This is a genomic window from Streptomyces sp. NPDC047917, from assembly GCF_043204345.1.
GTDB lineage: Bacteria > Actinomycetota > Actinomycetes > Streptomycetales > Streptomycetaceae > Streptomyces > Streptomyces sanglieri.
Genome location: NZ_JBIDCA010000006.1, coordinates 523,169 through 533,273, shown reverse-complemented (window position 1 = coordinate 533,273; position 10,105 = coordinate 523,169). Strand labels below are relative to the sequence as shown.

The window sequence follows — 10,105 nt, the reverse complement described above, 5'->3', positions numbered from 1 at the left end:
GCGGTGCGTCCGGTGGTGGGTTCCGTCGCGATGACAATCGTGGTGGTGGGTCCGGTGGTGGGTTCCGCCGTGACGACAGCCGTGGCGGTGGGTCCGGTGGTGGGTTCCGTCGGGACGACCGTGACCGTGACCGGGATCGTGGGCCGCGCCGGGACGATGACCGTGGTGGGCGTCCTTCGGGTGGTTTCGAGCGTCGGGACGACCGGCCGCGTGGTCCTCGTCGGGACGACGACAGCCGTGGTGGCGGCTACCGCCGCGACGACAACCGTGGCGGCGGTTCCGGTGGCGGCTTCCGCCGCGATGACAGCCGTGGGGGTGCGTCCGGTGGTGGCTTCCGTCGGGACGACAGCCGGGGTGGGGGATATCGCGGGCAGCGGGACGATCGTGGGGGCCGGGGTGGCTACCGCGGGCGCGATGACCGTGGTGGGTACGAGCGCCGGGACGACCGGGACCGTGAGCCGATCAAGCGACTCCCGATTCCCGAGGACGTCACCGGTGACGAGATCGACAAGGACGTGCGGCAGGAGCTGATGAGCCTGCCGAAGACCCTGGCCGAGGACGTCGCGCGCAACCTCGTCATGGTGGCCCGGCTGATCGACGAGGACCCGGAGCAGGCGTACGCGTATTCGCGGATCGCTCTCCGGCTTGCCTCGCGGGTGGCCGCGGTGCGTGAGGCGGCCGGGTTCGCCGCGTACGCCACGCAGAAGTACTCGGAGGCGCTGGCGGAGTTCCGGGCCGCCAAGCGGATGACCGGGTCCGTGGAGCTGTGGCCCGTCATGGCCGACTGCGAGCGCGGACTCGGACGGCCCGAGCGGGCGATGGCCATGGCCGGCGAGCCCGAGGTGCAGAAGCTCGACAAGGCCGGACAGGTCGAGATGCGGCTGGTGGCTGCCGGGGCCCGCAGGGACATGGGGCAGCTCGACGCGGCCATCGTCACGCTGCAGAGCTCCGAGCTCGCCTCGAACGCCGTGCACCCGTGGACGGCCCGGCTGCGCTACGCGTACGCCGACGCGCTGCTGGCGGCCGGGCGCGAGGACGAGGCGCGTGAGTGGTTCGGGAAGGCCCTGGAGGCCGACAAGGACGGCTCCACCGACGCGTCCGACCGGCTCGCCGAGATGGACGGCGTCGAGTTCGTCGATGCCCTCGACGAAGATGAGGACGAGGACCCGGCCGCGATCGGTACCGACGTGGCTTCCGGGTCCACTGCCACCGCGAAGGGCGGCGACAGCGACGACAACGACGAGGACCGTCCGTCGGAGGCGTAACGCATGAGAGAGGGCGGCATCCCGGGAGGGGTGCCGCCCTCTTTTTTGTTGCTGCGGGTCAGTCGAGGTCGAGGCTCCGCAGGACCAGACCGGTGGCCGGCTTGGGGCCGAAGGAGGTCGACTTGCGGGGCATGGTGACTCCCTGCCGGGCGAGGTCCCGGACGACCTCCTCGCGTACCGGATGCATCAGGACCGCCGTCGCGCCGTGACGTTCGGCCTGTTCCACGGCGGCTGCGGTGTCGTGGATGTACGCGATGTGCTCCGGGGCGTCGGGAATCCGCCAGATGTGGTCGAGCAGGGCCGAGTGCAGAACCGTCGCGTCGAGGCTCCGCCAGGCGGCCGGACGGTCGGCGCGAATCGTGCGGGACAGCAGACCGGGGTCGGGACGGTCGACGAGATGGAAACCGCCGTCGCCCGCGAGCAGGAACGCGTTGCCTTCGGCGGCCGCCTCGGCGAGCACGTCCAGGGCCCGGGGGAGCGGCACGTCCAGGTCGCGGACGCGGAACCGGCCGTCCAGAGCCGCGACGGCGTCGGCGACCGGAAGGCGGTGCAGCAGCCGGTGTATCGCCCGGACCCGGAGCGGGTAGCGGGACGTGTCGACGAGGAGGACCAGGCCGAAGTCCCAGGGGCCGGGGGTGGTGTGTTCCTGCTGGAGGCGCAGATAGGTGGCCCAGCGGTGGTGGCCGTCGGCGATCAGGGCCTGGTGGCGGGCGAGATCGGTCTCGATCTCGGCCCGGTCGGCCGGTTCGGTGACCGCCCAGAGCCGGTGGTGGTAGCCGTCCTCGGTCGTGGTGGCGAGCAGCGGCGGGCGGTCCGTGGTCCGTTCGATGACGGCGGTCGCTCCCGGACCGTCCTCGTCGCTGCGGTAGGTGAGCAGCAGTGGTTCGAGATGGGCGGCGGTGGTGCGCATCAGATCGGCCCGGTCCTCGACGACATGGGCCATCACGTCCTCGTGCGGCAGCACGATGCCGTCGGCGGGCTCGGACAGCGCCAGCGCCCCGACCACGCCGCGTTGCAGGATCTCGGCGTTGCGCTGCTCGTAGACGTACAGCGCGGGCTCGCTGTCCGGTGCGAGGACGCCCTCGGCCAGCCAGTGCTTCAGGGTCTGTGCCGCCTGCTGGTGGCGGGCCGCGGCCGTGTCCGCCTGCGGCAGGATCAGCCGGACGATGTTGTACGGGTCCGCCGACTCCAGGTGGTGCAGACCGTCGGGGCGCACGACGACGTCGTACGGCGGTGAGGTCACCGCGGCGAGACTGCCGACCCGCTCGGGGACGTACCGCAGCCCACGGAACGGAATCAGACGCAGTCCCTGGCCGGCCGGACCTGATGTGTTCATTTCTGCATCGTATGTGTGCGGACGGGATGCGCGATGATCGGAACGAAAAGCATGGGACGAGGAGCGCAAAGAATGAGTCAGGCGAGCAGGACCAGGCCCAGCGGCAGCAGCACCGCCTTGAACGAGGCGTACGACACGGCGCTGCTCGATCTCGACGGGGTGGTGTACGCGGGCGGTCACGCGATCGTGCATGCCGTCGACTCGCTGGGTACCGCGCGGGACGGCGGGATGCATCTGGCGTACGTGACCAACAACGCCCTGCGTACGCCGGCCGCGGTGGCCGCCCACCTGACCGAACTCGGCGTGCCCGCGGAGCCCGCCGATGTGATCACCTCGGCGCAGGCGGTGGCCCGGTTGATGGCCGATCAGCTGCCCGCCGGGTCGCGGGTGCTGGTGGTGGGCGGTGAGGGGCTGCGGGTCGCGCTGCGGGAGCGCGGCCTGGTGCCGGTGGAGTCGGCGGACGACGAGCCGGTCGCGGTGGCACAGGGGTACGGCGGACCCGACATGGCCTGGGGGCGGTTCGCCGAGGCCGCGTACGCGATCGCGCGCGGGGTGCCGTGGTTCGCGTCCAACACGGACCTGACGATCCCGAGTGCCCGGGGCATCGCACCGGGCAACGGCGCGGCGGTGGAGGTCGTTCGGATCGCCACCGGGGCCCAGCCGCAGGTGGCCGGAAAGCCGCTGCCGCCGATGCACCGGGAAACGGTGCTGCGGACCGGGGCCGAGCGCCCGCTCGTGGTCGGTGACCGGCTGGACACGGACATCGAGGGCGCGTTCAACGGCGGGGTGGACTCGCTGCTGGTGCTGACCGGGGTGACGGACGCGGCGCAACTGGTCGCCGCCCCGCCGGAGCACCGGCCGACGTACATCGACGCGGATCTGCGGGGGCTGCTGACCGGGCAGCCCGAGGTGGCGGAGAGCGGCGAGGGCTTCGGGTGCGGTGGCTGGACGGCATCGGTGCGCGGGGAGGGGCTGGTGCTGGCGGGGGACGGCGACGTACTCGACGGGCTGCGGGCGCTCTGCGGGGCGGCCTGGTCGTACGCGGGGGACGGTTCGTGCGGGCTGGACGCCGGCAAGGCGGTCGCCAGGCTGGGGCTGTGACGCGGCGCTCCCGGAGAGAGCAGGGACTCCCGGCGAGATCGCGGGCTCCGGACGAGAAACGCGGCGCCCGGCGAGATCGCGGGCTCCCGACGAGGGCGGAGCCTCCCGACAACACCGACACAGAGGAGGGTAGGCTTACCTAACTTGTCCCTGTTCGGTGTGTCGTCGCCCCGCACCCGATCACCTCCGGCTCCGGGAGTACGACCATGCAGCGCCTCACCGCGGACTCGGTGACCCTCGGCTACGACCGGCGGGTCATCGCGGAGAATCTCTCGGTCGAGATTCCCGACAACTCGTTCACGGTGATCGTCGGCCCCAACGCCTGCGGAAAGTCGACCCTGCTGCGCGCGCTCTCGCGGATGCTGAAACCGGACAGCGGGCGGGTGCTCCTGGACGGGCAGGCGATCCACGCGATGCCCGCGAAGAAGGTCGCCAGGACACTGGGGCTGCTGCCGCAGTCCTCCATCGCGCCGGACGGGATCACCGTCGCCGACCTCGTCGGGCGCGGCCGGTACCCGCACCAGGGGCTGCTGCGTCAGTGGTCGCCGGACGACGAACGCATTGTCGAGGAATCGATGGCGGCGACCGGAGTCGGTGAACTCGCCGATCGTTATGTCGATGAATTGTCCGGCGGTCAGCGGCAGCGTGTCTGGATCGCCATGGCGCTCGCGCAGCAGACGCCGCTGCTGCTGCTCGACGAGCCGACGACGTACCTCGACATCCAGCACCAGATAGATGTCCTCGACCTCTGTGCGGAGCTGCACGAGACGCAGGGGCGCACCCTGGTGGCCGTCCTGCACGATCTGAACCACGCCGCGCGGTACGCCACCCACCTCATCGCGCTGCGGGAGGGCGAGGTGATCGCGGAGGGGGCGCCGGGCGAGGTGGTCACCGCGGAACTGGTGGAGCGGGTCTTCGGGCTGCGCTGCCAGGTCATCGACGACCCGGAGACCGGAACCCCGCTGGTGGTGCCCGCCGCACGCAAGCCGCGCCCGGCCGGCGGCAGCGGCCGCCCGGTCCCCGCCACGGCGAGCTGATCCCTACAGCAGCGACCTGAGCCTCAGCAGGTCACGGAAGCCGGCCTCCAGCCGGACCCGGCCCGAACCCCACGCCTTGGCGAAGTTCAGCTCGCCGTCCACCATGGCCACCAGGTCGTCACCGGTCATCGCGAGCCGGATCTCGGCCTTCTCGCGGGGCGGGCCGTCGACCGTGTCCAGGACCTGGATCCGGCCATCGGTCAGCCGCCCGGTGAAGGTGATGCCGAGGTCCTTGATGTGACAGCTCAGCGAGCGGTCGAGCGCGGCCGCGCCGCGTACGTCGCCGTCGGCCCCCGCGAGGTTGTCGGAAAGTCTGTCGAGTGCGCTGCGGCACTCCGCCATGGTCGCCATTGTGATCGACGGTACCGCAGCCCTTCGCGGTAGCGTTTCCCGCATGAGCGACTCGATGCCGCAACCGGGGACGGCAGCCGGAACAGTGCCCGGGAGCGGGGCGGAGGACCCGGCCGCCGGGGCCCCGCCCGACCCCGCCGGGCCCGCGCCCCTCGGCGTCGTACGCACCCCCACCGGCAACGCCGGGGTGGACGCCGGGCTGGAGCGTCTCGTGGACGCGGACCACCTCCCGGCGGACGGACACATCGAGGTGTACGAGGATGTACACCGTGGGCTGCGCGAAACGCTGACCGCGCTGGACGCCGGGCCCGCACCCGCACCGGTACCCGCACCGATGCCCCCGTACGACAACAGGAGCTGAACCGAACGTGGCAAGAGTGGCCCGTCGCCGCCTCGACGCCGAGCTGGTACACCGCAAGCTCGCACGCTCGCGCGAGCACGCGAGCCAGCTGATCGCCGCAGGGCGGGTGACCGTCGGGGGGAACACCGCGACCAAACCCGCCACCCAGGTCGAGACCAGCGCCGCCGTCGTCGTGACCGAGGACGACAGCGACCCCGGGTACGTCTCGCGCGGCGGGCACAAGCTCGCGGGCGCCCTCGCCGCCTTCGTGCCCCTCGGGCTGGAGACCGAGGGCCGGCGGGCGCTGGACGCCGGGGCGTCGACCGGTGGCTTCACCGATGTGCTGCTGCGGGCCGGCGCCGGCCATGTCGTCGCCGTCGACGTCGGCTACGGGCAGCTCGCCTGGTCGCTCCGGTCCGACGAGCGCGTCACCGTCAAGGACCGCACCAACGTGCGGGAACTGACGCTGGAGGCGATCGACGGGCAGCCGGTGGACCTGGTGGTCGGCGACCTCTCGTTCATCCCGCTGGGACTCGTCCTGCCCGCCCTGGCCCGCTGCACCGCCCCCGACGCGGACCTGGTCCTCATGGTCAAGCCGCAGTTCGAGGTGGGCAAGGAACGGCTCGGCAGCGGCGGCGTGGTGCGCAGCCCCGAGCTGCGGGCCGAAGCGGTACGGGAAGTGGCGCGCCGGGCCTGGGCGCTGGGGCTCGGAGTGCGGGGGGTGACGGCGAGCCCGCTGCCCGGCCCCGCCGGCAACGTCGAGTACTTTCTCTGGCTGCGGGCAGGAGCACCTGAGCTGGATCCCGCAGATGTCGACCGTGCAGTGGCGGAGGGGCCTCGTTGACGACGAATGCGGCACGAACTGTCTTTCTTCTGGCACACACCGGCCGCCCGGCCGCGATCCGCAGTGCCGAACTGGTCGTACAGGGGCTGCTGCGCAGTGGCCTGGGCGTGCGGGTGCTGGCCACCGAGGCGGCCGATCTGCCGCTGCCGCCGTCCGTCGAGACGGTCACGGACACCACGCCCCAGGCCGTGGACGGCTGCGAACTGCTGATCGTGCTGGGCGGGGACGGCACGCTGCTGCGCGGCGCGGAGTTCTCCCGCGCGTCCGGGGTGCCGATGCTCGGCGTCAACCTCGGCCGGGTCGGCTTTCTCGCCGAGGCCGAGCGGGACGACCTGGACAAGGTCGTCGACCGGGTCGTCACCCGGGCCTACCAGGTCGAGGAGCGCATGACCCTCGACGTACTGGTGCACAGCAACGGCGACATCGTGCACACCGACTGGGCGCTCAACGAAGCGGCCGTGCAGAAGGTGTCGCCCGAGCGGATGCTGGAGGTCGTGCTGGAGATCGACGGCCGCCCCGTGACCGGGTTCGGCTGCGACGGGATCGTCTGCGCGACCCCGACCGGATCGACCGCCTACGCCTTCTCGGCGGGCGGTCCCGTTGTCTGGCCCGAGGTCGAGGCGCTGCTGATGGTGCCGATCAGCGCCCACGCGCTGTTCGCCAAGCCCCTGGTGACCTCCCCGACGTCCGTGCTCGCCGTGGAGGTCCAGCAGCACACCCCGCACGGGGTGCTGTGGTGCGACGGCCGCAGGACCGTGGAACTGCCCGCCGGCGCCCGGGTCGAGGTGCGGCGCGGTGCGGTGCCGGTAAGGCTGGCGCGGCTGCACCACGCCTCGTTCACCGACCGGCTGGTCGCCAAATTCGCCCTGCCGGTCTCGGGGTGGCGGGGCGCCCCGCACTGACCGTCGGACATTCCCCCGGAGGTGTGGCGAAAGGGCCGTGAGCACACGGGAGAGTGAGGTCGGGGAGGCGGGGTCCGTCGCACATCGGCGTCCGGACCTCGTAAGGTCGTGTCCGTGTTGGAGGAGATGCGGATACGGTCGCTCGGAGTCATCGACGACGCGGTGGTGGAGCTGTCACCCGGTTTCACCGCGGTGACGGGTGAGACCGGCGCGGGCAAGACCATGGTCGTCACCAGCCTCGGGCTGCTGCTCGGCGGGCGTGCAGACCCCGCCCTGGTACGGATCGGGGCCAAGGCCGCCGTCGTCGAGGGGCGGATCACGGTGTCCGGCGGCGACACCGTCGCCCTGCGGGCCGAGGAGGCCGGGGCCGAGATCGAGGACGGTGCGCTGCTGATCAGCCGTACCGTCTCCGCCGAGGGGCGCTCCCGGGCGCATCTGGGCGGGAGGTCGGTGCCGGTCGGGGTGCTCGCCGAACTCGCCGACGAACTCGTCGCCGTGCACGGCCAGACCGATCAGCAGGGGCTGCTCAAGCCGGCCCGGCAGCGGCAGGCGCTCGACCGTTACGCGGGCGACGGCGTCGCCGGGCCGCACGCGAAGTACGCGGCGGCCTACCGGCGGCTGCGGGCCGTCGTCACGGAGCTCGACGAGCTGACCACGCGGGCCCGGGAACGCGCCCAGGAAGCCGATCTGCTGCGTTTCGGGCTGGGCGAGATCGCCGCCGTCGAACCGCTGGCCGGCGAGGACACCGACCTCGCCGCCGAGGCCGAACGGCTCGGCCACGCCGAGGCGCTCTCCTCCGCCGCGGCTCTCGCGCACACCGCGCTCGCGGGCAATCCGGAGGACCCGGAGGGCATCGACGCCACGACCGTGGTCGCCGCCGCCGGACGGTCCCTGGACGCCGTGCGCGCCCACGATCCGGCACTGGCCGCGCTCGCCGACCGGATCGGCGAGATCTCGATCCTGCTGTCCGACGTGGCCGGTGAACTGGCCGGATACGCCGACCAGTTGGACGCCGATCCGCTGCGGCTCGCCGCGGTGGAGGAGCGCCGCGCCGCGCTCACCGCGCTCACCCGGAAGTACGGCGAGGACATCGGCGCCGTGCTCGCCTGGTCCCAGGAGGGCGCCGCCCGGCTCACCGAGCTGGAGGGCGACGACGACCGGATCGGCGAGCTGACCGCCGAACGCGACGCACTGCGGGACGAACTCTCCGCCCTCGGACAGGCGTTGACCGACGCGCGCAACCGGGCGGCCGCGCTCTTCGCCGAGGCGGTGACCGCTGAGCTGGCCTCGCTGGCCATGCCGCACGCCCGGGTCTCCTTCGACATCCGGCAGACCGAGGCGGCCGACGAGGCGTCCGGCATCGAGATCGACGGGCGGAGCGTGCTCTACGGGCCGTCCGGCGCCGACGAGGTCGAGCTGCTGCTGGCCCCGCACCCCGGCGCCCAGCCCCGGCCGATCGCCAAGGGGGCGTCGGGCGGTGAGCTGTCCAGGGTGATGCTCGCCGTCGAGGTGGTCTTCGCGGGCGCCGACCCCGTACCCACGTACCTCTTCGACGAGGTCGACGCGGGCGTCGGCGGCAAGGCCGCGGTCGAGGTGGGTCGGCGGCTCGCCAAGCTCGCCAGGTCCGCCCAGGTCGTCGTCGTCACGCACCTGCCGCAGGTGGCGGCCTTCGCGGACCGGCAGCTGCTGGTCGAGAAGACCGTCGACGGATCGGTGACCAGCAGCGGGGTCACGGTCCTGGAGGGCGAGGACCGGGTGCGGGAACTGTCCCGGATGCTCGCCGGCCAGGAGGACTCCCAGACGGCACGGGCCCACGCGGAGGAGCTGCTGGCCGCGGCCCGGGCCGACGGCTAGGGCCTGTCTTCAAACTGCCGTCGTCCGGCCGGAGGCCGGGCCGTGCGGCGTCTGGTGCGTGCGATCGCAAGGCGGAGGATCGTCCTCGTACTGGGCGTACGAGGACGACTCCGACAACGCGGCGAGCGTGCGTGCCAGGCGTCGCACGGCAGGCGGCAGTTTGAAGACAGAACCTAGCGGCCCCGCCCGCCGGGAGGCCCCGGAGGGCCGCTGCGTAGGGTGGCGCGCATGGGAGCAGCGTTGAGCAGGGCCGTGAAGTCCGGTGCCGTCGCCGCCGCCGTCGCGGGGGGTGTGTACCGGGCGCTGCGGGCCCGGCCGCGCCCCTACTGGCAGCGCACCAACCACGTGGGCCGGACCGTCGACCTGTACGCCGGTCCGGCCGCCGTCCTCGGCACCGCGGCCGGAGCGGCCGTCCTCCCGCTGCCGGCCCGCACCCGGTGCGCCGCCGTGCTCGCCGTGCTGGCGGCCGGCGGCTGCGGTGCGTACGACGATCTCGCCGGGGCGGACGATCCCCGCCGCGGGTTCCGCGCCCACCTCGGGGCGCTGCGGGACGGCGAGGTGACCTCCGGGATGGTGAAGCTCCTGGGGATCGGGGCCGCCGGGATCGCGGCCGGTGCGCTGATCGAGGAGCGGCCCGTCGACCGGGTGCTCGCCGCGGTCGTGATCGCCGGGACCGCCCATCTCGTCAACCTGACCGACGTGCGGCCCGCGGCGGCCGCCGTCACCGTACTCGCCCTCGGGGCGCCCGGCCTGCCGGGCGGGCTTGCCGCCGCACCGGTGGGTGCCGTGGCCGCGCTCGGCGCCGACGACCTGAGGGAGCGGACCATGCTCGGGGACACCGGGGCCCATGCCCTGGGGGCCGGCCTCGGGGTCGCGATCGTCGCGGGCCGCGGCCGGGCCGGACTCGCCGCGCACGCCGCGGGGCTGGTCGCCGCGGCGGTGTACGGGGACCGGATCAGCCGCCGGATCGCCCGGACGCCGGTGGACCGCTGACGGAGGGGTCACGGCGGCGGGCGCGGCAACGACAGGCCGGTTTCTCACCCGGGCGGGTGACAGGCCGGGTCCGGTTGTTGCG

At 73.2% G+C, this 10,105-nt stretch carries 10 protein-coding genes and 1 pseudogene; 9 read left to right on the top strand and 2 right to left on the bottom strand.

Annotated features, from left to right (window positions below; translation table 11 throughout):
* Positions 1-531: pseudogene (locus tag ACGF8B_RS17685) on the top strand (hypothetical protein); the annotation flags it as partial.
* Positions 531-1,265, top strand: coding sequence for a tetratricopeptide repeat protein (locus ACGF8B_RS17680; protein ID WP_392739272.1), 735 nt, complete (start codon positions 531-533; stop codon positions 1,263-1,265). The pseudogene ACGF8B_RS17685 and the gene ACGF8B_RS17680, both read left to right, overlap by 1 nt.
* A gap of 58 nt (positions 1,266-1,323) precedes the next feature.
* Here ACGF8B_RS17680 and ACGF8B_RS17675 read toward each other — a convergent pair whose 3' ends face one another.
* A complete protein-coding gene (locus ACGF8B_RS17675) occupies positions 1,324-2,601 on the bottom strand; it encodes a DUF1015 family protein (RefSeq protein ID WP_392739271.1) in 1,278 nt (425 codons plus the stop codon).
* A 72-nt stretch (positions 2,602-2,673) separates the two neighbouring features.
* On the opposite strand from ACGF8B_RS17675, the gene ACGF8B_RS17670 reads away from it, so the two are divergent.
* A complete protein-coding gene (locus tag ACGF8B_RS17670) occupies positions 2,674-3,702 on the top strand; it encodes an HAD hydrolase-like protein (RefSeq protein ID WP_392739269.1) in 1,029 nt (342 codons plus the stop codon).
* 206 nt (positions 3,703-3,908) lie between these two features.
* Complete coding sequence (locus ACGF8B_RS17665) at positions 3,909-4,739, top strand: ABC transporter ATP-binding protein (protein ID WP_392739267.1); 831 nt, start codon at positions 3,909-3,911, stop codon at positions 4,737-4,739.
* A gap of 3 nt (positions 4,740-4,742) precedes the next feature.
* Here the strand turns inward: ACGF8B_RS17665 and ACGF8B_RS17660 are convergent, their stop codons facing one another.
* On the bottom strand, positions 4,743-5,090 hold the full coding sequence (locus ACGF8B_RS17660) for an SCP2 sterol-binding domain-containing protein (RefSeq protein WP_124718549.1): 348 nt from the start codon (positions 5,088-5,090) through the stop codon (positions 4,743-4,745).
* Positions 5,091-5,133: 43 nt separating this feature from the next.
* Here ACGF8B_RS17660 and ACGF8B_RS17655 point away from each other — a divergent pair, with 43 nt between their 5' ends.
* From ACGF8B_RS17655 to ACGF8B_RS17635, 5 genes are all read left to right on the top strand, one after another.
* Positions 5,134-5,451: a hypothetical protein gene (locus tag ACGF8B_RS17655; RefSeq protein WP_392739265.1), complete on the top strand. Its 318-nt coding sequence runs from the start codon at positions 5,134-5,136 to the stop codon at positions 5,449-5,451.
* Positions 5,452-5,458: 7 nt separating this feature from the next.
* Positions 5,459-6,274, top strand: coding sequence for a TlyA family RNA methyltransferase (locus ACGF8B_RS17650; protein ID WP_392739263.1), 816 nt, complete (start codon positions 5,459-5,461; stop codon positions 6,272-6,274).
* Positions 6,271-7,176, top strand: a complete 906-nt coding sequence (locus ACGF8B_RS17645) for an NAD kinase (RefSeq protein ID WP_392739261.1) — start codon at positions 6,271-6,273, stop codon at positions 7,174-7,176. Before ACGF8B_RS17650 ends, ACGF8B_RS17645 begins: the two co-directional genes overlap by 4 nt.
* A gap of 108 nt (positions 7,177-7,284) precedes the next feature.
* Positions 7,285-9,030, top strand: a complete 1,746-nt coding sequence (recN, locus tag ACGF8B_RS17640) for a DNA repair protein RecN (RefSeq protein WP_392739259.1) — start codon at positions 7,285-7,287, stop codon at positions 9,028-9,030.
* A 228-nt stretch (positions 9,031-9,258) separates the two neighbouring features.
* Positions 9,259-10,023 carry a hypothetical protein gene (locus tag ACGF8B_RS17635; protein WP_392739257.1) on the top strand — a complete coding sequence of 255 codons (765 nt, stop codon included), beginning with the start codon at positions 9,259-9,261 and terminating at the stop codon, positions 10,021-10,023.
* Positions 10,024-10,105: the final 82 nt, after the last annotated feature.